Source organism: Pantoea sp. LS15 (assembly GCF_012241585.1).
Taxonomy (GTDB): Bacteria; Pseudomonadota; Gammaproteobacteria; order Enterobacterales; family Enterobacteriaceae; genus Enterobacter.
On sequence record NZ_JAAVXA010000006.1, the window covers coordinates 59,208 to 84,169 of the forward strand.

Below are 24,962 nucleotides of genomic sequence, written 5' to 3' on the forward strand. Positions count from 1 at the left end.
CTTTACAGGTACACTTATGGCCTGAGTTTATCCTGTCTTACAAGAAGAGAGAAATCGGTGGACATCGAAACTGCAAATGCCCTCACTACCTTCACAACCCGTTATTGCGATGCATGGCATGAAAAGCACGGCACATGGCCGCAAAGTGCTGATTTATATGGCGTGCCATCGCCGTGTATTATCTCTTCTCAGGATGATTACGTAATCTGGCAGCCGAAGCCCAATACCGGTGAGCAAAATGTAAATGCGGTTGAACGGGCAATGGATATTGTGATACAATCTGCCGTTCATGCGTTTTATACCACGCAATTTGCAGGGGATATGCCTGCACGCTTTGCTGATATTACGTTGACCCTGTTGCAGACCTGGAGTGAAGACGATCTGCAGCGTGTTCAGGAAAACCTGATTGGTCATTTGGTTACGCAAAAGCGCCTTAAGCTTTCTCCGACACTCTTTATTGCCACGCTGGATAGCGAACTGGATGTGATATCCGTCTGCAACCTGTCTGGTGAAGTGGTTAAAGAGACAATCGGAACCCGCAATCGCGAGATCCTCGCCCCCTCTCTTGCGGATTTCCTTACCCGAATTGAGCCACTTCTGTAATCCGTGATGCTACAGCGCGTGTGAGAGATCTCTTACAAGGTTTGTGAGAGATCGCTGGAACATTCAGTATTACCTTATTAAATTAAGATTAATATCACTCTGTTTTTCAATGAATTACTTGTTCATTGCATTACTTATAGTGCTTTCTTACGGCTTACACAGCGGACAGGGTGGGTTGTAAGACGAAGCGGAATAGCGGATTCTATCTCTGTCGACAGGACGCCGACGCGAGAAACGAACATCAGGATGATGGCGTTTCTTACTCAGGACACGTCAGGATGGCGCTGCAGGAAGGCTTCAGGATGAAGCAAAAGGATAACGCAGGATGCGTAAGGGACACCTCCAGGAAGGAGAATGAGAGCCGGTCAGGATGAGCGGTGGGTCAGGAAGGCCAGGATGTTTCAGGATGAAACAAACATATCAGGACGATATGTGCAGGATGCATCGGTTTACGGATGACCAGGCCTTCGGGCATCAGGAAAAGTTGTCACGGATGAGCAGGGAGCACGAATTGTAGCTGGAATGCTGCGAAACGAACCGGGAGCACTGTTTTTACAGTGCTCCCTTTTTTTATTTCTGCCTTCCGCAATGCTATGCTGCGCGCCGTTCACTTTTTCAGTTGAGGTTACTATGACGCAACACGATCGCGTTCGTGCCCGGTTGCACGCCATTGAAGCCCTTTTGCGCCAACATCAGCTGTGGCAGGAGACTGCGCCGCAGCCAGAAGCGTTCGCAAGCACCCAGCCATTCTGCCTGGATACACTGGCACCGTTCGAGTGGCTCCAGTGGGTATTAATTCCGCGTATGCACGCACTGCTGGAAGGCGGTCATCCGCTGCCACAGGCGTTTGCTGTCTCTCCCTATTATGAAATGGCGCTGGAGGCGACGCACCCTGCGCGCGACGTGATGCTGGTCGAACTGGAAAAACTGGATGCCCTGTTTGCCGGTGAAGATGCATGACGCTTGAGATCCTCTATCAGGACGAGTGGCTGGTGGCGGTGAATAAACCCTCCGGCTGGCTGGTGCACCGAAGCTGGCTGGATCGCGACGAGAAAGTCGTGGTGATGCAAACCGTGCGCGACCAGATTGGCCAGCATGTTTTTACTGCTCATCGTCTCGACAGGCCGACCTCCGGCGTTTTGCTGATGGGGCTGTCCAGCGAGGCAGGCCGCCTGCTGGCGCAGCAGTTCGAACAGCACCAGATCCAGAAACGCTACCACGCGATTGTCCGTGGCTGGCTGACGGAAAGTGCCACACTGGACTATCCGCTGGTGGAGGAGCTGGACAAAATTGCCGATAAATTTGCTCGTGATGACAAAGGCCCGCAGCCCGCGGTGACGGATTATTGCGGCATGGCGACTACCGAAATGCCGGTGGCAACCAGCAAGTTTCCGACCACACGCTACAGCCTGGTTGAGCTTCTGCCTAAAACCGGGCGTAAGCACCAGCTGCGACGCCATCTTGCACACCTGCGCCACCCGATTATTGGCGACAGCAAACACGGCGATTTGCGCCAGAACCGCAGCGCGGCCGAACACTTTGGTTGCCATCGTCTGATGTTGCACGCCAGCGAGCTGAGCCTGACGCACCCGTTTACCGGTGAACTGCTGACTATCCGCGCGGGGCTGGACGACGTCTGGATGCAGGCGCTGTCACAGTTTGGTTGGCTGGGACAACTCCCCGAAAATGAAAGGGTTGAGTTTGTATCGGGCAACGTTCAGGATGAACAGTAAACGCATTCAATATGGGAAAATATCATGGCTGAAGTAGGCATTTTTGTCGGCACAATGTACGGCAACTCGCTGCTGGTAGCGGAAGAGGCTGAGGCAATACTCGCCAGCCAGGGCCACAAAGCCACGGTCTATGAAGACCCTGAACTGGCCGACTGGGAAAAGTATAAGGATAAATACATTCTGGTGGTGACCTCCACCACCGGGCAAGGTGATCTCCCGGATAGCATCGTGCCGCTTTTCCAGGGAATTAAAGACCAGCTCGGCTATCAGCCGGACGTTCACTACGGCATTATTGCGCTGGGTGATAGCTCTTATGCCAACTTCTGCGGCGGCGGTAAGCAGTTCGATGCACTCCTGCAGGAACAAAGCGCCCAACGCGTCGGCGAGATGCTGCTGATTGATGCAGGCGAACACCCTGAGCCTGAAAGCGAGTCGAACCCATGGGTTGAACACTGGGCCACGCTCCTTAAATAGTTCTGTATGCCGGGTAAGGCGTAGCCGCCACCCGGCAGTACACCCCGCACCAAACGCCAATTCCGTGAACCATCTTCCACTCCCCTGGGCTTATGCCATAAACAACCTCTCATACCCCCTTCAATACTGTGTTTTTGCACGGTGAGAGAACGTGTCACTCCTTCATATACTTTTCCGGTCACTACAAAACGGCTTCAGGCCGTACCAAAACGACAAAATACAAATCTCATTCTGATTACCCTACAGGTGCTGTACAGAATGAACCTGGCGAAAGCTATGTTTCAGGAGTGCAACAATGAGTACATTAAGCCAAGCAGCGAGCAGCGCTGAGAAGCGCACCAATGCCCGCTACTGGATAGTGGTGATGCTGTTTATCGTCACGTCCTTTAACTATGGTGACCGCGCCACGCTGTCGATTGCCGGCTCGGAAATGGCAAAAGACATCGGCCTTGATCCGGTGGGCATGGGTTACGTTTTCTCTGCATTCTCATGGGCCTACGTTATCGGGCAAATTCCTGGCGGTTGGCTGCTGGACCGTTTTGGCTCTAAACGCGTCTACTTCTGGTCCATTTTTATCTGGTCTGCTTTTACCCTCTTGCAGGGTTTCGTCGATATCTTCAGCGGCTTCGGCATTATCGTGGCGCTCTTCACGCTGCGCTTCCTGGTGGGCTTAGCGGAATCACCTTCCTTCCCGGGTAATAGCCGCATTGTAGCGGCGTGGTTCCCGGCGCAGGAGAGGGGAACCGCGGTGGCAATTTTTAACTCTGCACAGTACTTCGCAACGGTCATCTTTGCGCCCATCATGGGCTGGCTGACGCATGAAGTGGGCTGGTCGCACGTATTCTTCTTTATGGGCGGGCTTGGGATCGTCATCAGCTTCATCTGGCTGAAAGTGATCCACGAACCGAACCAGCATCCCGGCGTGAACAAGAAAGAGCTGGAGTACATTGCTGAAGGCGGAGCGCTGATCAACATGGATCAAAAATCCGCAAAAGCAAAAGTCCCGTTCAGTCAGAAATGGGCGCAGATCAAACAGCTTGTCGGCTCGCGGATGATGATCGGGATCTATCTTGGCCAGTATTGCATCAACGCTTTAACTTACTTCTTTATCACCTGGTTCCCGGTTTATCTGGTGCAGGCGCGTGGTATGTCGATTCTGAAAGCGGGGTTTGTTGCCTCTGTTCCGGCAATCTGCGGCTTCGTTGGGGGTGTGCTCGGCGGAGTGATTTCCGACTGGCTGATGCGCCGTACAGGTTCACTTAATATCGCGCGGAAAACGCCGATTGTGCTCGGCATGCTGCTCTCCATGACCATGGTGTTCTGTAACTATGTGAATACCGAGTGGATGATTATCGGCTTTATGGCGATGGCTTTCTTCGGCAAAGGGATTGGTGCGCTGGGCTGGGCGGTAATGGCGGATACTGCGCCAAAAGAGATCAGTGGTCTGAGCGGCGGTCTGTTCAACATGTTCGGCAACATCTCCGGGATTGTCACTCCTATCGCGATCGGCTACATCGTCGGCACGACGGGCTCTTTCAACGGTGCGCTGATTTACGTGGGAGTTCACGCTCTGGTGGCGGTACTGAGCTATCTGGTGCTGGTGGGCGATATCAAACGCGTTGAACTTAAACCTGTTGTGGAGCGTGGATGATGACAACTCAATCAAGCCCAATCGTCACTGAGATGAAGGTCATCCCGGTGGCCGGGCAGGACAGTATGCTGCTGAATATTGGCGGCGCACATCACGCCTGGTTTACCCGTAATATCGTTGTGCTGACAGACAGCGCAGGGAATACCGGCGTGGGCGAAGCGCCTGGCGGAGAGGCGATTTATCAGACGCTGGTCGATGCCATTCCTCGGGTGGTGGGGCAGGAGATCGCCCGGCTGAATAAGGTGGTCCAGCAGGTGCATAAGGGCAATCAGTCGGCTGATTTTGATACCTTCGGTAAAGGGGCGTGGACGTTTGAACTGCGTGTCAACGCAGTCGCCGCTCTGGAAGCCGCTCTGCTTGATCTGCTGGGCAAGACCCTGCATGTCCCGGTTTGCGAATTGCTGGGGCCAGGTAAACAGCGCGATGCGGTGACAGTGCTCGGCTATCTGTTTTATGTTGGCGACCGCAACAAAACCGACCTGCCTTATCTGGCTCACTCGCCTGGCCGCCACGAGTGGTATCACCTGCGCCACCAGGAAGCGCTCTCCAGCGAAGCGGTGGTGCGTCTGGCCGAGGCGGCGCAGGATCGCTACGGCTTTAAAGATTTCAAGCTTAAAGGCGGTGTGCTGCCTGGTGAGCAGGAGATTGAAACGGCCCGGGCGCTGAAAAAACGCTTCCCGGAGGCGCGTATCACCGTTGACCCTAACGGCGCATGGTTGCTGGACGAAGCGATCGCCCTTTGCAAAGGGCTGGGGGATGTCCTGACCTACGCGGAAGATCCGGTTGGAGCTGAACAAGGCTTCTCGGGTCGCGAAGTGATGGCGGAATTCCGACGCGCTACCGGGTTGCCAGTCGCCACGAACATGATCGCCACCAACTGGCGTGAAATGGGTCATGCTGTGATGCTGAACGCTGTCGATATTCCGCTGGCAGACCCACATTTCTGGACGCTTTCAGGTGCAGTCCGTGTCGCGCAACTGTGCGATGACTGGGGGCTAACCTGGGGCTGCCACTCCAACAACCACTTCGATATTTCGCTGGCGATGTTTACTCACGTTGGTGCGGCGGCACCGGGTAACCCCACCGCTATCGACACCCACTGGATTTGGCAGGAGGGTGAAGCTCGCCTGACCAAAAATCCGCTTGAGATCAAAAACGGCAAAATTGCTGTGACGGATGCGCCGGGACTGGGTGTGGAGCTCGACTGGGATCAGGTTCATAAAGCCCATGAGGCGTATAAAAAATTGCCTGGTGGTGCGCGTAACGACGCAGGCCCGATGCAGTACCTTATCCCCGGCTGGACATTTGACCGTAAGCGCCCTGTTTTCGGACGTTAATGATAAAAGGATTGAACGATGAGTACTTTTTCTACCCCTGTAGTCACTTCCATGCAGATCATTCCGGTTGCGGGCCATGACAGCATGCTGATGAATCTGAGTGGCGCACATGCGCCATTCTTTACCCGCAATATTGTGATTATCAAAGACAACTCCGGCCATACCGGTGTAGGCGAAATCCCTGGTGGGGAGAAGATCCGCACTACGCTGGAAGATGCCATTTCGTTAGTTGTCGGTAAAACACTGGGCGAATACAAAAATGTGCTGAACACTGTGCGTAGCACTTTCGCCGACCGCGATGCGGCTGGACGCGGGCTGCAAACGTTCGACCTGCGTACCACTATCCATGTGGTAACCGGTATCGAAGCGGCAATGCTGGACTTGTTAGGCCAGCACCTGGGCGTTAACGTCGCGTCACTGTTAGGTGATGGCCAGCAGCGCAGTGAAGTGGAAATGCTGGGCTATCTGTTCTTTGTCGGCGACCGCAAGCTGACGCCTCTGCCGTATCAAAGCCAGCCAGATGAACAATGTGACTGGTACCGACTTCGCCACGATGAGGCGATGACCCCGGATGCGGTGGTGCGCCTGGCGGAAGCCGCTTACGAGAAATACGGCTTCAACGATTTCAAATTGAAGGGGGGTGTGCTGGCGGGCGAAGAAGAGGCGGAAGCCATCTCTGCGCTGGCGAAACGGTTCCCGCAGGCGCGCGTAACGCTCGATCCGAATGGGGCCTGGTCTCTTGATGAAGCGATCCGCATTGGTAAACAGCTGAAAGGCGTGCTGGCCTATGCGGAAGATCCGTGCGGCGCAGAACAAGGTTTCTCCGGCCGCGAAGTGATGGCGGAATTCCGCCGCGCAACAGGTTTGCCAACGGCAACAAACATGATAGCAACCGACTGGCGTCAGATGGGGCATACGCTTTCTCTGCAATCTGTCGATATTCCGCTGGCTGATCCGCACTTCTGGACGATGCAGGGTTCAGTTCGCGTGGCGCAGATGTGTCATGAATTTGGCCTGACCTGGGGTTCGCATTCCAACAACCACTTCGACGTGTCACTGGCAATGTTCACTCATGTCGCCGCTGCCGCGCCGGGCACGATCACCGCAATCGACACACACTGGATCTGGCAGGAAGGCAACCAGCGCCTGACCAAAGAGCCGTTTGAGATCAAAGGGGGCATGGTGCAGGTACCGTCCACTCCAGGGCTGGGTGTTGAGCTGGATATGGACCAGGTCATGAAGGCCCACGAACTTTATCAGAAACACGGTCTGGGCGCGCGCGACGACGCGATGGCGATGCAGTATTTGATCCCGGACTGGACATTCGACAATAAACGTCCGTGCATGGTACGATAAACGCATTGGGACCGCTCCCATTAGTGGTTCTTTACGTGGTGTATGCTTAACGTAACGACTATGCGTAAGGATGGCTTATGAAAATTGTTATCGCACCGGACTCGTATAAGGAAAGTTTGAGTGCGCTTGAGGTTGCGACAGCGATAGAGTGTGGTTTTCGCGAGATCTTCCCTGAGGCGGTTTACGTCAAACTGCCGGTCGCAGATGGTGGCGAAGGGACGGTTGAAGCGATGATAGCGGCAACGCAGGGACGCATTGTGCATGTTCCGGTGACTGGTCCGTTGGGTGAGCGCGTGGAAGGGTTTTATGGCTTATCCGGTGACGAGCAGAGTGCCTTTATTGAAATGGCGGCGGCAAGCGGTCTTGAGCTGGTCACACCTTCGCAACGTAACCCTCTGAGAACCACCTCCTGGGGGACTGGTGAGCTTATCCGTCATGCGCTGGATGCAGGCGTTAAGCATATCATTATTGGCATTGGCGGCAGTGCCACCAATGACGGCGGAGCAGGGATGGTACAAGCGTTGGGGGCTAAGCTACTGGACAACAGTGAACAGCCTCTTAAACCGGGTGGGGGCGAGTTGGGAAAACTCGCGCGTATCGACCTGAGCGGGCTGGATAAACGTCTGGCGGAGTGCCGGATTGAAGTGGCCTGTGATGTGACGAACCCGCTCACCGGAAAGGATGGTGCGTCAGCCGTATTTGGTCCGCAAAAGGGGGCCACACCCGAGATGATTGTCACCCTGGACAACGCGCTTGCTCAGTATGCGCGGGTCATCGCCCGGGATCTGGATATTGATGTGTTGAACCTTGCTGGCGGTGGCGCGGCGGGCGGCATGGGGGCGGCGCTGTATGCCTTTTGCGGTGCGCAGTTACGCCAGGGGATTGAGATCGTGACCGATGCGCTACACTTGGCCGAGCAGGTAGCCGATGCGGATTTGGTGATCACGGGTGAAGGACGCATCGACAGTCAGACGATCCACGGCAAAGTCCCGGTAGGTGTGGCGAAAGTGGCCAAACGCTTTAACAAACCCGTCATCGGTATTGCGGGGAGTCTGACGGCGGATGTTGGCGTGGTACATGAACACGGCATTGATGCGGTGTTTAGCGTGATCTATACCATCTGCTCACTGGAAGACGCGCTGGAAAATGCCAGTGAAAATGTACGGATGGCCGCAAGGAATATCGCGGCGGTGCTGAAAGTGGGGCAGGCATTTTAGCTGTGATTGCCCGGTAAGGCGAAGCCGCCACCGGGCTTTTAACTCAGCTCCCCAGCACTTTCATCGCTTCCCGCGTCACATTATCCATCTCATCCAGCAGCTCCAGGAATTCCGGTTCAAGCTCAGATTCTGGCGTGCCGGCACGCAGTTGTTGCTCCAGTAACTGGCAAAGATTTTTCAGCCGCGGTACACCGCTGTACCCACAACTACCGTGAAGCTTGTGGATCGCTTCCAGCAGGTCGTCCGGGTTTTCACCCACCAGTTGCTCTTCAACCTTATTGCGAATTTCCGGTAGAAACGCGACCAGCATTTGCAGCATTTCGCGCGCTAAGTCTGGTTTTCCTGCTGCCTGGCGCAGAGCAAGCTGCCAGTCAAAAGTCGCGTTCTGATTGACGCTAATCTCAACCGGCTCGGCAGATGACGTGTATGTCCCGCCTGTATGCCCAGGTTTATAGCGTAACAACAGGTTATGAAGTTTCTCTTCGTCGATAGGTTTAGCCAGATAATCATTCATCCCGGCACTCAGTAACTTCTCTTTCTGACCGGCCATCGCATGCGCGGTGACCGCAATCACCGGGGTCTGCTGCTGATGCGGGAGCTGATGGATCAGCTCACAGGCCCGAATGCCATCCATACCCGGCATTTGAATATCCATCAGAATTAAATCGAACTGCATCTGTTTAGCCTGTTCAACCGCCTGCGTGCCACTGGTACACAGTTCAACATGCTGAACCTGGTCTTCAAGCAATACGCCAATGAGCTTCAGGTTGGCCGGGTTATCATCCACAGCCATCACACTCATCGGCAATTTTTGCTCATTGTTAATCAACGGCAGGGCATTCTGGCTAAGACGGCAATATTCCGTCAACGCCGGCAGTAGTCGGGTCGCGGTGAGTGGTTTTAGCAGACACGCGGCGGCCCCGTCATTTTTCAACTCTTCTGCATTGAGCTGGGCATGGCACGGGAGCGCCAGCAGCAGATAGTCGGTCATTGACGCGGCTTTCGCCAGCCGCTCCTGCTGCATGGTCAGTTCGCCGGTGAAAGTGACCGGGATCCCCATAAGCAGAATGTCGTAGTGTTCAACGGCAAGTGCTGAGAAGGTTGGGCTGTAGACCACTTCCAGCGGCGTGGTGCTTAAAATATCGAGCGCACATTGCGCCGCCGCCGCGTTAGGCTCGACATAGGCAAGACGCTTACCTTTCAGGCAGTCTGTCACCGGACCATCGGTCAGCACATTCGGGTTGAGGTCCAGATTAATGTGGAACCAGAAGGTTGACCCCCGGTTCGGCTGGCTGTGGAAAGAGATATCTCCGCCCATCTCATTCACCAGTCTCTGCGTGATCACCAGCCCCAGACCAGTACCGCCATGACGGCGGGAGATACTGGCGTCCGCCTGACGAAACGCCTGGAACAGCCGTGACTGATCGCGCTCAGGGATACCGATGCCGGTATCACGGATCTGGACTTCAATCTGAACCTTGTTATTACTGATAGAACGTTTTTCCACCAGAATGTCGATGTTACCGCTTTCGGTGAACTTAATGGCATTTCCGACAAGGTTAGTAATAACCTGCTGCAGGCGTAGTGGGTCGCCAATGACGTTATCCGGCACATCGTTCTTGATGTTAAGTGTCAGCTCCAGCCCTTTATCGTGCGAGGAGTGTGCGAGCAGCGTGACCACCTCATCCAGTGTGCTGCGCAACGGGAACGGGATACTTTCCAGAATAAGCTTGCCGGCTTCCAGCTTGGAGAAGTCCAGCACGTCGTTAATGATCGCTAACAGGTTGTTAGCGGAGCGCTCGATAGTGTGCAGATGATCGCGCTGAGTCGGGTTAAGCTCGCTTTTTAGCGTCAGGCGGGTAAAGCCGATCACACCATTGAGCGGTGTACGCAGCTCGTGTGACATATTGGCAAGGAATTCAGATTTAATACGTGCCGCTTCCTGAGCACGCTTTTTCGCCAGATCCAGCTCAACGTTCTGAATCTCCATCTGTTCCAGGGTTTCGCGCAAATCAGACGTGGCCTGGTCAACGTTGTGCTGCATCTCTTCGTGATACGCCGCCAGTGACATCGCCATCGAGTTGATGCCATTTTTCAGCATATCCAACTCGCCCAGCATAAACCCTTCAACGCGGCTGTCGAGCTGACCCCGGCGAATGCGGTCAACTGTGTTGACCATGTTGCGGATAGGTCCCGTCACATCGCGCATCAGACGCCAGCCGAAGATCAGAGCAATACCGATGCAGAACAACATCATCACGCCAGAGATGAAAATTTCTTTGTACTGCTGTAGCCGTACCGACTTGAGATCCAGCTCCAGTGCGACATATCCCAGCATATTATTGCTGGATTTGGCGTCGGATTGCGCAGACTCATCGGGTGAATAACTTTCCGAAATGATCGGCGTGCGCAGGATCATGATATCCCCGCGCCGAAGTACAGTGAGCTGGCGCGGGAACGGTGTACCGTCAGGGATTTTCAGGGACGCCGGATCGAGATGAAAATTCGAGGTAACAAACAGACGGTTATGTTCGTCGTAAACGGAAATGGCACGAACAATGTCCGAGTGACGGCGGTGGAGCACGCTGATTAACTGACCAATGGATTCGCGGTTTTGCAGGTTCATCCCATACTCACTGGACACGGCGAGCGGTTCGATGATGCTGGCGCCAGCACCTTCCAGTTGACGCTGCAAATCGTTATAGCGGTGCACCACAAAGAAGATACTCAGCAGCAAACCGATAAGAACGGTGGGGGCGAGGATCAAAATCATCATGCGCGCGCGCAGGCTGTAGTTGGTCATGGCGTTCCGTTATGGGACAATTAAGATAATTATGTTTATGTGAGAAAAATCTCGGCGATGGCGCAATTCTACTCTGCAAAACGACGCGTGACGACGCGTCAAATCATCACTGTTGAAGCTACGGACCTGGATCCTTTTGGCCAGGGGGTCGCTCGACACAATGGTAAGACTCTGTTTATAACAGGTTTGCTGCCAACAGAACGAGCAGAAATTACGCTGACAGAAGATAAACGCCAGTACGCCCGTGGACAGGTGAAGCGTCGCCTCAACGATAGCCCGGAGCGTGTAGAACCTCGTTGCCCGCACTTTGGTGTCTGTGGAGGTTGTCAGCAACAGCATGCGAGCACAGAATTACAGCAAAAAAGCAAAAGCAGTGCTCTGGCGCGTCTGCTTAAACATGACGTTAGCGAGATTATTGCCGATGTTCCCTGGGGCTATCGCCGCCGCGCACGTCTGAGTCTCAGCTTTCAGCCAAAAACTGAGCGGCTGGAGATGGGGTTTCGCAAAGCAGGCTCCAGCGATATCGTTGATGTGAAGCATTGCCCTGTTTTGGTGCCCCATCTTGAAGCATTGCTTCCAGAAGTGCGCATTTGTCTCTCCGGGCTGGATGGCGTTCGCCACCTTGGGCATGTCGAACTGGTCATGGCAAATAATGGCCCGCTGATGGTTTTGCGCCACACCGCGCCGCTGTCGAAAAAAGATCGCGAAAAACTGGAACACTTTTCGCATTCCCACGACCTGGCGCTTTTCCTGGCACCACAAAGCGAGATACTTGAGCAGGTTACAGGTGACGCGCCCTGGTATGCGTCAAACGGACTACGCTTAACGTTCAGCCCGCGGGATTTCATTCAGGTGAATGATGGCGTTAACCAGCAGATGGTTGAGACAGCGCTGGCGTGGCTGGATGTTCAGAAAAGCGATCGAGTGCTCGATCTGTTCTGCGGAATGGGTAACTTCACGTTGCCGTTGGCGCAAAAAGCCGCGAGCGTCGTCGGCGTGGAAGGTGTTGAGGCGCTGGTGGCTAAAGGGCAGGAGAACGCGGAGCAGAACGGCTTGCAAAATGTGACCTTCTTTCATCAAAATCTTGAGGAAGATGTCACCCAACAGCCGTGGGCGAAGCAGGGCTTTGATAAAATTTTACTCGACCCGGCTCGTGCGGGTGCACCGGGTGTCATGGCACATATTATTAAACTCGCGCCGAAGCGTGTGGTCTATGTTTCCTGTAACCCGGCAACGCTTGCCCGTGACAGTGAGGCATTAATCAGTGCGGGTTACCAGATTCGACGTCTGGCAATGCTGGACATGTTCCCGCACACTGGACATCTGGAATCGATGGTGTTGTTCGAGCACATCTAATTTGTTTGGCTTGTCGACTTCGACAGGCCCTGGTCCCTAAAGGAGAGGACAATGGTTGCGGTAAGAAGTGCACATCTTAATAAAGCTGGGGAATTTGACCCACAAAAATGGATCGCAAGTCTGGGAATTTCCAGCCAGCAGTCGTGTGAACGCTTAACCGAAACCTGGGCCTATTGTCTGCGCACCACGCAGGGGCATCAGGATGCCGATCTTCTCTTATGGCGCGGCGTGGAGATGGTTGAAATCTTATCCATGCTGAACATGGACATCGAAACGCTGCAGGCTGCGCTTCTGTTCCCTCTTGCCGATGCGGACGTCGTCACTGAAGACGTGCTGCGCGAAAGCGTTGGAAAATCGGTAGTGGCGCTGATCCACGGCGTACGCGATATGGCGGCTATCCGCCAGCTTAAGGCTGCGCACACTGATTCTGTCTCTTCAGAACAGGTCGATAACGTTCGCCGCATGCTGCTGGCCATGGTGGATGATTTCCGCTGTGTGGTCATCAAACTTGCTGAGCGTATTGCCCATCTGCGTGAAGTGAAGGATGCACCGGAAGACGAGCGCGTGCTGGCAGCCAAAGAGTGTACAAACATCTATGCGCCGCTCGCGAACCGTTTAGGGATTGGTCAGCTGAAATGGGAACTGGAAGATTACTGCTTCCGCTATCTGCACCCGGCGGAATATAAACGCATTGCCAAACTGCTGCATGAGCGCCGTATCGACCGCGAGCATTATATCGAGGAGTTTGTCAGCGGGTTGCGTCAGTCAATGAAAGAAGAGAATGTGCGTGCTGAAGTCTACGGTCGACCAAAGCACATCTACAGTATCTGGCGCAAAATGCAGAAGAAACATCTCGCCTTTGACGAGCTGTTTGACGTGCGCGCGGTACGTATCGTGGCGGAGCGTCTGCAGGACTGCTACGCCGCATTGGGGATAGTGCACACTCACTTCCGCCACCTGCCGGATGAGTTCGATGACTATGTCGCGAACCCGAAACCTAACGGCTACCAGTCTATTCATACCGTTGTGCTCGGCCCTGGCGGCAAAACGGTCGAAATTCAGATCCGTACCAAACAGATGCACGAAGACGCCGAACTGGGCGTTGCCGCGCACTGGAAATATAAAGAAGGCACCTCCGGTGGGGCGCGTTCTGGCCATGAAGACCGCATCGCCTGGCTGCGTAAGCTGATTGCGTGGCAAGAAGAGATGGCCGACTCCGGCGAGATGCTTGACGAAGTGCGCAGCCAGGTCTTTGACGACCGGGTGTATGTCTTTACCCCGAAAGGGGATGTCGTTGACCTGCCTGCGGGCTCTACACCGCTCGATTTTGCCTACCATATCCACAGTGATGTGGGGCACCGCTGTATCGGGGCGAAAATCGGCGGGCGCATTGTACCGTTCACCTATCAGTTGCAGATGGGCGACCAGATTGAAATTATCACCCAGAAGCAGCCAAACCCGAGCCGGGACTGGCTGAATCCAAACCTGGGTTACGTGACGACCAGCCGTGGGCGCTCAAAAATCCACGCCTGGTTCCGTAAACAGGATCGTGACAAGAACATCCTTGCTGGTCGCCAGATCCTTGATGACGAGCTGGAGCATATTGGCATCAGCCTGAAAGAGGCGGAGAAGTTCCTGCTGCCGCGCTACAACTTTAACGAGCTTGATGAGCTGTTAGCGGCCATTGGCGGCGGCGATATCCGTCTGAATCAGATGGTGAACTTCCTGCAGGCGCAGTTCAATAAGCCAAGTGCGGCAGAGCAGGATGCAGCAGCGCTGAAACAGCTGCAGCAGAAAACCTACGCACCGCAACAGCGCAGCAAAGACAATGGCCGCGTGGTAGTGGAAGGCGTAGGCAATCTTATGCACCACATTGCCCGCTGCTGCCAGCCTATCCCTGGCGACGATATCGTCGGCTTTATCACGCAGGGGCGCGGGATTTCGATTCACCGCTCCGACTGCGACCAGCTTGCCGAGCTACAGTCGCATGCGCCGGAGCGCATCGTGGAGGCGGTATGGGGCGAGAGCTATTCCGCGGGTTACTCGCTGGTGGTGCGTGTCACTGCCAACGATCGCAGCGGCCTGCTGCGCGACATTACCACCATTCTTGCTAACGAGAAGGTCAACGTGCTGGGCGTCGCCAGCCGCAGTGATACCCGCGAGCAGCTTGCTACCATCGATATGACCATCGAAATCTATAACCTGCAGGTGCTGGGCCGCGTGCTTGGCAAACTGAACCAGGTGCCGGATGTGATTGACGCGCGTCGTCTGCACGGCGGTTAAACACACTCTTCTGTAAGCCGGGTAAGGCTTTGCCGCCACCCGGCTTGTTTTTTTAATGGAAAACACTATGACTCAAATCGACCGCCTGCTCGGCATCATGAAACGTCTTCGGGACCCGGAAAACGGCTGTCCGTGGGACAAAGAGCAGACTTTCGCCACCATCGCCCCGTACACACTTGAAGAGACCTATGAGGTGCTGGACGCCATCTCTCGCGAAGATTTTGACGACCTGCGCGGCGAGTTGGGCGATCTGCTTTTCCAGGTGGTGTTCTATGCACAAATGGCGCAGGAAGAGGGGCGTTTTAACTTTGACGACATCTGTGCCGCTATTAGCGACAAGCTTGAGCGCCGCCACCCCCATATTTTTGGTGATGCTACTGCGGGGAACAGTGCGGAAGTGCTGGTCCGCTGGGAACAAATCAAAAGTGCCGAACGCGCAGAGAAATCTCAGCACTCCGCGCTGGACGATATTCCTCTGAGTCTGCCCGCACTGATGCGCGCACATAAAATTCAGAAACGCTGCTCTGCAGTGGGATTTGACTGGACGTCCCTCGGCCCGGTACTGGACAAAGTGCATGAAGAGATCGACGAAGTGATGCACGAAGCTCAGCAGGCAGTGGTGGATGAAGCAAAGCTGGAAGAGGAGATGGGCGATCTGCTGTTTGCGACTGTCAACCTTTCACGCCACCTGGGTGTAAAAGCGGAAACCGCGCTGCAAAAAGCCAACATTAAGTTCGAGCGTCGTTTTCGCGAAGTCGAACGTATTGTGGCCTCGCGTGGCCTGGAAATGACCGGTGTAGACCTCGATGTGATGGAAGAAGTCTGGCAGGAAGTAAAACGCCAGGAATCTGATCTCTAACGGATTTTTGCGATCAAGCGCAATTTGTGTGATTTTTTAAATGACAAGCGCTTGATTTGCGTCAAAAACATTTACCCAAAACGGGCTATTTTCTCACTCCTTATGTTTGTCATGGCCTGGAATGGAGACGGAGAATGAAAGTTTGTGGCGCTCGCCGTGTTCGGGTATACTACTTTCCCGTCCTGGTTATTCCATCGTTTCACCCTAACTTCTCAGGTTCAGCATGACAACGAACTATATTTTTGTGACCGGCGGGGTCGTATCCTCTCTGGGTAAAGGCATTGCCGCAGCCTCCCTCGCAGCCATTCTTGAAGCCCGTGGCCTCAATGTGACCATGATGAAACTGGATCCGTACATCAACGTCGATCCGGGCACCATGAGCCCAACCCAACACGGGGAAGTGTTCGTTACTGAAGACGGCGCTGAAACCGATCTGGATCTTGGCCACTACGAGCGTTTCATCCGCACTAAAATGACCCGTCGTAACAACTTCACGACTGGCCGCATCTATTCCGACGTTCTGCGTAAAGAGCGCCGTGGTGACTACCTGGGCGCGACCGTGCAGGTTATCCCACACATCACCAACGCAATTAAAGAACGTGTTCTTGCCGGTGGCGAAGGGCATGATGTGGTGCTGGTTGAAATCGGCGGTACTGTGGGGGATATCGAATCCTTACCATTCCTGGAAGCGATTCGTCAGCTGGCGGTGGATATTGGTCGTGAACACGCGCTGTTCATGCACCTGACGCTGGTGCCTTACATGGCAGCCGCAGGTGAAGTGAAAACCAAACCGACTCAGCACTCGGTGAAAGAGCTGCTCTCTATTGGTATTCAGCCTGACATCCTGGTTTGCCGTTCTGATCGTGCTATCCCGGCGAACGAACGTGCGAAAATTGCATTGTTCTGTAACGTGCCTGAAAAAGCCGTTATTTCAATGAAAGATGTCGATTCCATTTATAAAATCCCGGGCCTGTTGAAATCACAGGGCCTGGACGATTATATTTGTAAACGATTCAGCTTGAACTGTCCGGAAGCTAACCTGTCTGAATGGGAACAGGTTATTTATGAAGAAGCGAATCCGGCTGGTGAAGTGACTATCGGTATGGTCGGCAAGTATATCGAACTGCCAGATGCCTATAAGTCAGTGATCGAAGCGCTGAAACACGGTGGTCTGAAGAACCGTGTCTCCGTGAATATCAAGCTGATTGATTCGCAGGATGTTGAAACGCGTGGCGTTGAAATCCTGAAAGATCTGGATGCTATTCTGATCCCTGGTGGCTTCGGTTACCGTGGTGTAGAAGGCAAGATCGCCACCGCGCGCTATGCGCGTGAAAACAATATTCCATACCTCGGCATCTGTCTGGGTATGCAGGTTGCGCTGATCGAATTTGCGCGCAACGTAGCGGGAATGGAAAACGCGAACTCTACGGAATTTGTGCCAGACTGTAAGTACCCTGTAGTGGCGCTTATCACAGAATGGCGTGACGAAGATGGTAACGTCGAAGTCCGTACCGAGAAGAGCGATCTGGGTGGCACCATGCGTCTTGGCGCACAGGCCTGCCAGCTGTCCGACGATAGCGTGGTTCGCAAGCTGTATGGCGAGTCAACCATCACCGAACGTCATCGTCACCGCTATGAAGTCAACAACATGTTGTTGAAACAAATTGAAGCCGCGGGTCTGCGTGTTGCGGGCCGCTCCGGGGATGATCAGTTAGTCGAGATCATTGAAGTGCCAAACCATCCGTGGTTTGTCGCCTGCCAGTTCCACCCGGAATTTACTTCAACGCCACGTGACGGGCATCCGCTGTTTGCAGGCTTCGTGAAGGCCGCCAGCGACTACCAGAAGCGTCAGGCGAAGTAAAAAAAGTTAGAACGGCAACGCGTACCCCAGGTACGCGTTGTTTGTCTGGAGTTTTAGTTTAACTTGTACTGAGGAAAATCTAATGTCCAAAATCGTTAAAGTCATCGGTCGTGAAATCATCGACTCCCGTGGTAACCCGACCGTTGAAGCCGAAGTTCATCTGGAAGGTGGTTTCGTCGGTATGGCAGCGGCTCCATCAGGTGCTTCTACTGGTTCCCGCGAAGCGCTGGAACTGCGCGATGGCGACAAATCCCGTTTCATGGGCAAAGGCGTACTGAAAGCGGTTGGCGCTGTAAACGGTCCTATTGCTCAGGCAATCCTTGGCAAAGACGCCAAAGACCAGGCTGGCATCGACAAGATCATGATCGATCTGGACGGTACTGAAAACAAATCTAACTTCGGTGCGAACGCAATCCTGGCTGTTTCCCTGGCGAACGCCAAAGCAGCAGCTGCAGCGAAAGGTATGCCACTGTTCGAACACATTGCTGAACTGAACGGCACCCCAGGCAAATACTCCATGCCAGTACCAATGATGAACATCATCAACGGTGGTGAGCACGCGGACAACAACGTTGATATTCAGGAATTCATGATTCAGCCAGTTGGCGCGAAATCACTGAAAGAAGCGGTACGCATGGGTTCTGAAGTGTTCCACAACCTGGCTAAAGTTCTGAAAGCTAAAGGTATGAACACTGCTGTTGGTGACGAAGGTGGCTATGCGCCAAACCTGGGTTCTAACGCAGAAGCACTGGCTGTAATCGCAGAAGCAGTTAAAGCTGCTGGCTACGAGCTGGGCAAAGACATCACCCTGGCGATGGACTGTGCAGCATCTGAATTCTACAAAGACGGTAAATACGTTCTGGCTGGCGAAGGCAACAAAGCGTTCACCTCTGAAGAGTTCACTCACTTCCTGGAAGACCTGACCAAACAGTACCCAATCGTTTCTATCGAAGACGGTCTGGACGAATCTGATTGGGCTGGTTTCGCATACCAGACCAAAGTACTGGGCGACAAAATCCAGCTGGTTGGTGACGATCTGTTCGTAACCAACACCAAGATCCTGAAAGAAGGCATCGAGAAAGGCATCGTTAACTCCATCCTGATCAAATTCAACCAGATCGGTTCTCTGACCGAAACTCTGGCTGCGATCAAAATGGCGAAAGACGCTGGCTACACCGCTGTTATCTCTCACCGTTCAGGCGAAACTGAAGACGCTACCATTGCTGACCTGGCTGTTGGTACCGCTGCAGGCCAGATCAAAACGGGTTCTATGAGCCGTTCTGACCGTGTTGCTAAATACAACCAGCTGATTCGTATCGAAGAAGCTCTGGGCGAAAAAGCACCATACAACGGTCGTAAAGAGATCAAAGGCCAGTAATAGCCTTTAAGTCTTAGAATGAAAATGCCAGTCGAATGACTGGCATTTTTTTTGGTTATTTAAAATCGACAGCCATCTGTTCCGGAATTGTCAGCCCCTGAGTCGTCTGTACGCAGCGGGCGATATAGTCAGTAAAACGCGGCGGTTTGGACATGCCCATGCTGAGCAGCTTGTCGTTGCTGAAACGCACGTTAAGCGTGGCAAAGGCACCGTATAAGCGCATTGCTCTCAGCATCAGACGTTCATTGCACGGGCCAAAAATATGTTTCAGTTCGCGGCGCATTTTGACCAGCGTTTCGTAGCTGACCTGAGCATACCGATCACCGACGGGGGCTTTCTCCAGCGCCTGCGCCATTGCCTGATCGATATCCGCAAAGCGAACGCTGTTCTCTTCCCCTGCAGAAATATGTACCACTTCTCCCGGACGAGCGTTGCTGGTGAGCAGCATTAACAACGCATCGGCGCAATAATCCACCGGAACAACGTCGATTCTGTCTTCCATTGAGCACATAAACTTCTGCAGCATCAGACCCATGCTAAAGACCCAGAAAATGCTGCTCGACGGTGTGCAGCCGTGACGGGTATGGCCGACGACAATGGACGGGCGAGCGATAAGCAGTGGCAGGTTCGGGCACTCCTGGCGCATCAGCTGTTCGATAGTTGACTTCGAAAACGTATATTCCACCAGGTGTTCGGCATTTTCTCTGAATTCAGCACTTTCGGCGACCAGCGAATCCTGTTCCGGCGTGCATGACATTGCCGTGCCCACGTGCAGGAAACGCTGTAAGGCCGTCACTCGTTCCATGCGACGCGCGAGTGCGAGCGTACCCTCGACATTGACCTTCCAGATCAGCGGATTATTACCAAACGACGCAACAGCCGCACAGTTAACGACGTGCGTGACCTGGTCCAGGCGCGGGTCGTCCAGAAATGCTTCCGGATGGCTGAGGTCGCCAATGAGGATATTATCCACGCTCAGAGAGGCCAGCTTATTCTCTGGCACATTGAATTTGCGCATGTTCTCTTGCACACGTTCCAGCCCACTTTGCTGATCGCTGGCACGCGCGAGTAAAAGGAGTTTTACGGGGTTGTCGTTGGTCAGTATTTTTTCAAGTACTGCACCGCCCAGAAATCCTGTCACGCCTGTAATCAATAACATCTTCATTAATACCGTCTCATTATGATTGATGAGGCGGATTGTAGGCGCACAAAAGTAAACGGCATTTAAATAATAAAACACCGAAAATGAAGGTTTCTTAAGCTTATTTTAAGAAAAGGAAATCAGGTGGATGTATTGGACATTGTGGAAAGACAAAAAATTCAATTTATAAAAATTAATATTTTAACTTGATGATTTTAAGCATTATTTTCAGTTTTATTCTTCTTGCTAATAGTTATTCAAAATGTAATAAAAAACATACTTTGTTACACCATTCATTTGTCCGGTAAATGATTTAAGTGGAACTGAATATCATAAACCGCAGGCCGTTTTATTTATCCTGCGGATGATTTTTAGAGCAACAGAGGGAGCGTAGCGCTGGCTGTTTGCTGGCTAACATCACCATAATGACCATCCAGCGCAATCATGGAGGTGGTCAGCAACTCGACCAGCAGCATGACGCCAACTTTAGCATTGAGTGCGCCAGCGCTGAGGGGACCCTCTGGCTTGGCGGCAACCAGCTGAATATCGCTCAGGGAAGCCAGCGGGCTACGGGGGGTATTGCTGAGAGCCAATACCTTAACACCGCGCTTGCGTGCAAGTTTCACCACGTGGAGTAAATCCCGCGTTGAACCAGAACTGGAGATGGCCACGACCAGGGTCTCTTTCGAAAGGGTTGTCGCATTCATGGCTGCGCGGTGCATATCGCTAAACAGTTGCGCGGGTTTGCCCAGTCGCAACAACTTGTAATGCAGATACTCACCGAGGATCGCGCTGGCTGCAACACCATAAATCTGCACCGATTGCGCCTGATGCAGCGCCAGTGCCGCTTTTTCAAGCAACGCCCGGTCGAGGAGTCTGGCGGTATCCTGCAAAGCCTGTACCGACTCATCGACGACGTTATCAATTTCATCTCCGGCCTGTCGTGCGGGCTGGCCCTGCTGTATATCCAGCGCAAGTGCCATTTTAAATTCGTTATATCCCTTGCAACCCAGCGTACGGCAAAGACGCGTGACGCTGGCCTCGCTGGTACGACTTTCGCGCGCCAGTTCAGTGATCGTCAGGTAGAGCACCCGTGCAGGATCGTTGAGAACAAACTCGCCGAGTTTTTGTTGCGTTGGGCTATACCCGGAAGCCTCCTGGCGTAGCTTCAGCAGCAGGTTTTCATGGTCTGGCATGCTAGATCCTTAGTGCGTTTCTCTGCGACTAGTGTGGCGGAAAGCAGGGGAAAGATGCCAGTCATTTCGAAAAAGTATGATCGGCCTCCTGGTTTTTGATGGTTATTTTCACTAAATGATATTTATATGGTAAAAATTTTCATCACTACATTGGGGGATGAAAAAATGATGCAAATGTTCAGTGGGGCTTCTTCCGGGGGATGGTTTGAAAAAGCGCAGCGCTTTGGCAAATCCTTTATGTTACCTATCGCCGTATTGCCTGCGGCGGGTCTGCTGCTGGGGATAGGTGGCGCGTTATCGAATCCAAATACCCTCGCGGCTTACCCGTTTTTAGATGTGGGCTGGTTACAGGCCATCTTCACCATCATGAGCAGTGCGGGTTCAATTGTGTTTGCGAACCTGTCGGTGCTGTTCGCGGTTGGGGTGGCTGTCGGGCTGGCAAAAAGCGATAAGGGCACGGCAGGGCTGGCGGCGTTGCTCGCTTTTCTGGTGATGAATGCCACCATTAACGCGCTGCTGATCCTCACCGGAAAACTGGCGCATGATAATCCTGGCGCTGTGGGACAGGGTATGACGCTGGGGATTCAGACGCTGGAAACCGGCGTGTTCGGGGGCGTGGTGATCGGCCTTGTGACCTGCGCACTCCATCACCGGTTTAATAAAATTGCGCTTCCGCAATTTCTGGGCTTCTTTGGCGGTTCACGTTTTGTCCCCATTATCAGCTCGCTGGCGGCAATACTCGTCGGGGCCGTCATGACCGTCGTCTGGCCGCATTTCCAGAAACTGATCTTTGGTCTGGGTGGGCTGGTAGATGCGACGGGTTACCTGGGCACGATGCTCTATGGTTTCATTTTGCGTATGCTCGGCCCGTTCGGTTTACATCACATCTTCTATCTTCCTTTCTGGACCACTGCGCTCGGCGGGAGTGAGATCGTCAACGGTCATCTGGTCGAGGGGACTCAGCGGATCTTCTTCGCGCAACTGGCCGATCCTGCGACGCGTCAGTTTTACGAAGGGACGTCGCGTTTCATGTCCGGGCGCTTCATTACGATGATGTTTGGCCTGCTCGGTGCATGTCTGGCGATGTACCACACGGCAAAACCCGAGAACAAAAAACGCGTCGCCGGGCTGCTGCTCTCTGCGGCATTAACCTCTTTCCTGACGGGAATTACGGAACCCATTGAGTTCTCATTCCTGTTCATTGCGCCGGTGTTGTATGTCATTCATGCCTTGTTTGATGGGCTGGCGTTTATGCTCGCGCATATTTTACACATCACCATCGGACAAACCTTCTCCGGCGGTTTTATCGACTTCGTGCTGTTTGGCATTCTTCAGGGTGAGGCCAAAACCCACTGGATGTTCGTACCGCTTGTGGGCGTCCCGTGGTTCTTCCTCTACTACTTCACGTTCCGCTATCTGATTAATCGTTTTGATTTTGCCACGCCGGGTCGTGAAAAAGAGGCGGTGGTGGATGAGGTTACTCTGCCGCAAAGCGAGCGCGCTGCAGCGGTAATCGCCGGGCTGGGTGGAAAAGGCAATCTGGACGAGGTGGACTGCTGCGCCACGCGCCTTCGTGTCACGGTGAAAGACGGCAGCAAAGTGAATGACGCTGCATTGAAAGCCACTGGTGCACGCGGCGTCATTGTGCGCGGTAACGGTGTTCAGGTCATTTATGGCCCGCATGTCACGATTATCAAAAACGAAGTTGAAGAGATCTTATCGTAATGAAAACTGTACTGGATAACCTGAAAGGAAAACTGGTCGTCTCTTGTCAGGCGCTGGAGAATGAACCTCTGCATAGCCCATTTATTATGTCCCGGATGGCGCGGGCAGCGTTTCAGGGTGGGGCTGCTGCCATCCGCGCCAACAGCGTGGTGGATATTGTGGCCATTAAACAGGAGGTTTCTTTACCCGTTATCGGCATCATCAAGCGGGATTATCCTGGTAGCGCGGTGTTTATCACTGCCACGATGAAAGAAGTGGATGAGCTGATGAGCGTCTCTCCGGAAATCATTGCACTTGATGCGACAGCGCGCGAGCGTCCTGGCGGTGAATCACTGAAAACGCTGGTCAGTCACATCCGTACACGTTACCCCGGGATAGTGCTGATGGCGGATATTTCCAGCGTAGAAGAGGCCGTAACCGCGCAGGAGCTGGGCTTTGATTGTGTCGGAACCACGCTTTACGGTTATACGGTGGAAAGCGCGGGTCATGCTTTACCCGACAATGATTGCGGATTCCTGAAGGATGTACTGGCTGCCGTCACGGTTCCGGTGGTTGCCGAAGGCAACGTCGATACCCCTGAGCGCGCGGCCAGATGCCTGGCGCTGGGAGCGCATATGGTCGTTGTTGGTGGGGCAATCACCCGTCCACAGCAGATCACTGAACGGTTTATGACGGCGATTGGCGCGCAAAGCACCGATCGAGCATGACCATCTGGCGGGGATCTGCGATACTTATCGTTTATCCCTTTTACTGAGATGACTATGCAGTACCCGATTAACGAGATGTTCCAGACCCTGCAAGGCGAGGGTTACTTTACCGGCGTTCCCGCTATCTTTATTCGTTTACAGGGATGCCCGGTTGGCTGTGCCTGGTGTGATACCAAACATACGTGGGATAAGCTCGCAGATCGGGAAGTGTCGCTGTTTAGCATTCTGGCGAAAACCAAAGAGAGCGATAAGTGGGGCGCGGGCAGTTCAGAAGATCTGCTGGCCATTATTGGTCGTCAGGGCTGGACGGCGCGCCATGTGGTGATCACCGGCGGTGAACCCTGCATCCACGATCTGACGCCGCTAACCGAGCTGCTCGAAAAGAACGGTTACAGCTGCCAGATTGAAACCAGCGGTACCCATGAAGTGCGTTGCTCTCACACCACCTGGGTGACGGTATCACCGAAAGTGAATATGCGCGGCGGATACGATGTCCTGTCTCAGGCGCTGGAACGTGCTGATGAGATTAAACACCCGGTAGGACGCGTGCGTGATATTGAAGCGCTGGATGAACTGCTGGCAACGCTCTCGGACGAAAAGCAGCGGGTCATTGCCCTGCAGCCTATCAGCCAGAAAGAGGATGCAACGCGCCTGTGCATTGAAACCTGTATAGCGCGTAACTGGCGTCTGTCGATGCAGACGCACAAGTACCTGAATATTGCCTAAAAAAAAGCCCGGTTTAACCGGGCTTTTTTTTTTACTCGCCGCGATAGACGCAGCCGGCGGTGCAGGTCTCTTTGATCATCACTGCGCTCAGCAGCGGTACCAGCGGTTTGATCTGATCCCAGATCCATTTTGCCAGCACTTCGCTGGTCGGGTTTTCAAGGCCCGGAATATCATTCAGGTAATAGTGATCCAGACGATCGTAAGTTGGCTTAAACGCCGCCTTCAGCTCAGCGAAGTCCATGATCCAACCGGTATGCGGATCGACTTCACCGGTGATCTCAAGACGCACCATAAACGAGTGCCCGTGCAGACGGCCACATTTATGTCCTTCAGGAACATGCGGAAGGTGGTGGGCGGCTTCGAAGGTGAAATCTTTAAACAGTGTGGTGGACATGATCGCTCTCAGTAATGCGGAAAAAACCGCCGCATAGTACCGGAAAGCACAATTTTTAGCATTAACTAAAACGGCTCTGAAGCCTGGACCGCAGGTGGTGGTTATTTTTTGTGATCTTTGTTGTGATATTTCAATCAGTTAATTAATCTGTTTTATCGTTAA

Annotated in this window: 20 protein-coding genes; 16 read left to right on the plus strand and 4 right to left on the minus strand. The window is 53.5% G+C overall.

The features are described from left to right. Nucleotides 1-57 precede the first annotated feature (57 nt). The 8 genes from syd (at nucleotide 58) to HED65_RS10990 (ending at nucleotide 8,371) form a co-directional block, all read left to right on the plus strand. Nucleotides 58-603 (plus strand): SecY-interacting protein, encoded by a 546-nt coding sequence (syd, locus tag HED65_RS10955; RefSeq protein WP_114978602.1) that lies wholly within the window; start codon nucleotides 58-60, stop codon nucleotides 601-603. Between the two features lie 630 nt (nucleotides 604-1,233). Continuing rightward, entirely contained in the window at nucleotides 1,234-1,563 is a 330-nt protein-coding gene (locus tag HED65_RS10960) for a YqcC family protein (protein ID WP_028016890.1), read from the plus strand. Then, a complete protein-coding gene (gene truC / locus HED65_RS10965; protein WP_114978603.1) occupies nucleotides 1,560-2,336 on the plus strand; it encodes a tRNA pseudouridine(65) synthase TruC in 777 nt (258 codons plus the stop codon). Before HED65_RS10960 ends, truC begins: the two co-directional genes overlap by 4 nt. A 24-nt stretch (nucleotides 2,337-2,360) precedes the next feature. Further along, the gene (locus HED65_RS10970; protein WP_029741558.1) at nucleotides 2,361-2,810 is read left to right on the plus strand and encodes a flavodoxin; all 450 of its coding nucleotides are present in this window, start codon (nucleotides 2,361-2,363) and stop codon (nucleotides 2,808-2,810) included. A gap of 295 nt (nucleotides 2,811-3,105) precedes the next feature. Continuing rightward, entirely contained in the window at nucleotides 3,106-4,461 is a 1,356-nt protein-coding gene (gudP, locus tag HED65_RS10975) for a galactarate/glucarate/glycerate transporter GudP (RefSeq protein WP_114978604.1), read from the plus strand. Continuing rightward, a complete protein-coding gene (locus HED65_RS10980) occupies nucleotides 4,461-5,798 on the plus strand; it encodes an enolase C-terminal domain-like protein (protein WP_114978729.1) in 1,338 nt (445 codons plus the stop codon). Before gudP ends, HED65_RS10980 begins: the two co-directional genes overlap by 1 nt. 18 nt (nucleotides 5,799-5,816) lie before the next feature. Further along, a complete protein-coding gene (gene gudD, locus HED65_RS10985) occupies nucleotides 5,817-7,154 on the plus strand; it encodes a glucarate dehydratase (RefSeq protein ID WP_114978605.1) in 1,338 nt (445 codons plus the stop codon). Nucleotides 7,155-7,231: 77 nt separating this feature from the next. After that, on the plus strand, nucleotides 7,232-8,371 hold the full coding sequence (locus HED65_RS10990) for a glycerate kinase (protein ID WP_114978606.1): 1,140 nt from the start codon (nucleotides 7,232-7,234) through the stop codon (nucleotides 8,369-8,371). 43 nt (nucleotides 8,372-8,414) lie between these two features. On the opposite strand, the gene barA is transcribed toward HED65_RS10990, so the two are convergent. After that, entirely contained in the window at nucleotides 8,415-11,174 is a 2,760-nt protein-coding gene (gene barA / locus HED65_RS10995) for a two-component sensor histidine kinase BarA (protein ID WP_114978607.1), read from the minus strand. Between the two features lie 57 nt (nucleotides 11,175-11,231). On the opposite strand from barA, the gene rlmD reads away from it, so the two are divergent. From rlmD to eno, 5 genes are all read left to right on the plus strand, one after another. Next, entirely contained in the window at nucleotides 11,232-12,530 is a 1,299-nt protein-coding gene (gene rlmD, locus HED65_RS11000; protein WP_114978608.1) for a 23S rRNA (uracil(1939)-C(5))-methyltransferase RlmD, read from the plus strand. A 51-nt stretch (nucleotides 12,531-12,581) separates the two neighbouring features. Then, a complete protein-coding gene (relA, locus tag HED65_RS11005; RefSeq protein WP_028016881.1) occupies nucleotides 12,582-14,813 on the plus strand; it encodes a GTP diphosphokinase in 2,232 nt (743 codons plus the stop codon). 67 nt (nucleotides 14,814-14,880) lie between these two features. After that, nucleotides 14,881-15,672, plus strand: a complete 792-nt coding sequence (mazG, locus tag HED65_RS11010) for a nucleoside triphosphate pyrophosphohydrolase (protein ID WP_108091048.1) — start codon at nucleotides 14,881-14,883, stop codon at nucleotides 15,670-15,672. 223 nt (nucleotides 15,673-15,895) lie between these two features. Beyond that, on the plus strand, nucleotides 15,896-17,533 hold the full coding sequence (gene pyrG, locus HED65_RS11015) for a glutamine hydrolyzing CTP synthase (protein WP_028016879.1): 1,638 nt from the start codon (nucleotides 15,896-15,898) through the stop codon (nucleotides 17,531-17,533). 82 nt (nucleotides 17,534-17,615) lie between these two features. Then, entirely contained in the window at nucleotides 17,616-18,911 is a 1,296-nt protein-coding gene (eno, locus tag HED65_RS11020) for a phosphopyruvate hydratase (RefSeq protein ID WP_028016878.1), read from the plus strand. 55 nt (nucleotides 18,912-18,966) lie between these two features. Here eno and HED65_RS11025 read toward each other — a convergent pair whose 3' ends face one another. After that, nucleotides 18,967-20,076, minus strand: coding sequence for an SDR family oxidoreductase (locus tag HED65_RS11025; RefSeq protein WP_114978609.1), 1,110 nt, complete (start codon nucleotides 20,074-20,076; stop codon nucleotides 18,967-18,969). Between the two features lie 347 nt (nucleotides 20,077-20,423). Next, complete coding sequence (locus HED65_RS11030; protein WP_114978610.1) at nucleotides 20,424-21,248, minus strand: MurR/RpiR family transcriptional regulator; 825 nt, start codon at nucleotides 21,246-21,248, stop codon at nucleotides 20,424-20,426. A 165-nt stretch (nucleotides 21,249-21,413) separates the two neighbouring features. Between HED65_RS11030 and HED65_RS11035 the strand changes: the two genes are divergently transcribed. Genes HED65_RS11035 through queE form a run of 3 tightly spaced genes read left to right on the plus strand, consistent with a single transcriptional unit; the run spans nucleotide 21,414 to nucleotide 24,406 of the window. Continuing rightward, nucleotides 21,414-22,973, plus strand: coding sequence for a maltose/glucose-specific PTS transporter subunit IIC (locus tag HED65_RS11035; protein WP_114978730.1), 1,560 nt, complete (start codon nucleotides 21,414-21,416; stop codon nucleotides 22,971-22,973). Next, nucleotides 22,973-23,680, plus strand: a complete 708-nt coding sequence (locus tag HED65_RS11040) for an N-acetylmannosamine-6-phosphate 2-epimerase (RefSeq protein ID WP_114978611.1) — start codon at nucleotides 22,973-22,975, stop codon at nucleotides 23,678-23,680. Before HED65_RS11035 ends, HED65_RS11040 begins: the two co-directional genes overlap by 1 nt. A gap of 54 nt (nucleotides 23,681-23,734) precedes the next feature. Beyond that, the gene (queE, locus tag HED65_RS11045; protein WP_028016873.1) at nucleotides 23,735-24,406 is read left to right on the plus strand and encodes a 7-carboxy-7-deazaguanine synthase QueE; all 672 of its coding nucleotides are present in this window, start codon (nucleotides 23,735-23,737) and stop codon (nucleotides 24,404-24,406) included. A gap of 31 nt (nucleotides 24,407-24,437) precedes the next feature. Here the strand turns inward: queE and queD are convergent, their stop codons facing one another. Then, entirely contained in the window at nucleotides 24,438-24,800 is a 363-nt protein-coding gene (gene queD, locus HED65_RS11050; RefSeq protein ID WP_114978612.1) for a 6-carboxytetrahydropterin synthase QueD, read from the minus strand. Nucleotides 24,801-24,962: the final 162 nt, after the last annotated feature.

Bases quoted from the DNA above. Each gene is read 5' to 3' on its own strand.
- mazG (WP_108091048.1), top strand. From the start codon at position 14,881: ATGACTCAAATCGACCGCCTGCTCGGCATCATGAAACGTCTTCGGGAC.
- truC (WP_114978603.1), top strand. From the start codon at position 1,560: ATGACGCTTGAGATCCTCTATCAGGACGAGTGGCTGGTGGCGGTGAAT.
- HED65_RS10990 (WP_114978606.1), top strand. From the start codon at position 7,232: ATGAAAATTGTTATCGCACCGGACTCGTATAAGGAAAGTTTGAGTGCG.
- HED65_RS10970 (WP_029741558.1), top strand. From the start codon at position 2,361: ATGGCTGAAGTAGGCATTTTTGTCGGCACAATGTACGGCAACTCGCTG.
- HED65_RS11035 (WP_114978730.1), top strand. From the start codon at position 21,414: ATGATGCAAATGTTCAGTGGGGCTTCTTCCGGGGGATGGTTTGAAAAA.
- pyrG (WP_028016879.1), top strand. From the start codon at position 15,896: ATGACAACGAACTATATTTTTGTGACCGGCGGGGTCGTATCCTCTCTG.
- queD (WP_114978612.1), bottom strand. From the start codon at position 24,800: ATGTCCACCACACTGTTTAAAGATTTCACCTTCGAAGCCGCCCACCAC.
- barA (WP_114978607.1), bottom strand. From the start codon at position 11,174: ATGACCAACTACAGCCTGCGCGCGCGCATGATGATTTTGATCCTCGCC.
- relA (WP_028016881.1), top strand. From the start codon at position 12,582: ATGGTTGCGGTAAGAAGTGCACATCTTAATAAAGCTGGGGAATTTGAC.
- eno (WP_028016878.1), top strand. From the start codon at position 17,616: ATGTCCAAAATCGTTAAAGTCATCGGTCGTGAAATCATCGACTCCCGT.
- HED65_RS11025 (WP_114978609.1), bottom strand. From the start codon at position 20,076: ATGAAGATGTTATTGATTACAGGCGTGACAGGATTTCTGGGCGGTGCA.
- gudD (WP_114978605.1), top strand. From the start codon at position 5,817: ATGAGTACTTTTTCTACCCCTGTAGTCACTTCCATGCAGATCATTCCG.
- HED65_RS11030 (WP_114978610.1), bottom strand. From the start codon at position 21,248: ATGCCAGACCATGAAAACCTGCTGCTGAAGCTACGCCAGGAGGCTTCC.
- HED65_RS10960 (WP_028016890.1), top strand. From the start codon at position 1,234: ATGACGCAACACGATCGCGTTCGTGCCCGGTTGCACGCCATTGAAGCC.
- HED65_RS11040 (WP_114978611.1), top strand. From the start codon at position 22,973: ATGAAAACTGTACTGGATAACCTGAAAGGAAAACTGGTCGTCTCTTGT.
- gudP (WP_114978604.1), top strand. From the start codon at position 3,106: ATGAGTACATTAAGCCAAGCAGCGAGCAGCGCTGAGAAGCGCACCAAT.
- HED65_RS10980 (WP_114978729.1), top strand. From the start codon at position 4,461: ATGACAACTCAATCAAGCCCAATCGTCACTGAGATGAAGGTCATCCCG.
- queE (WP_028016873.1), top strand. From the start codon at position 23,735: ATGCAGTACCCGATTAACGAGATGTTCCAGACCCTGCAAGGCGAGGGT.
- rlmD (WP_114978608.1), top strand. From the start codon at position 11,232: ATGGCGCAATTCTACTCTGCAAAACGACGCGTGACGACGCGTCAAATC.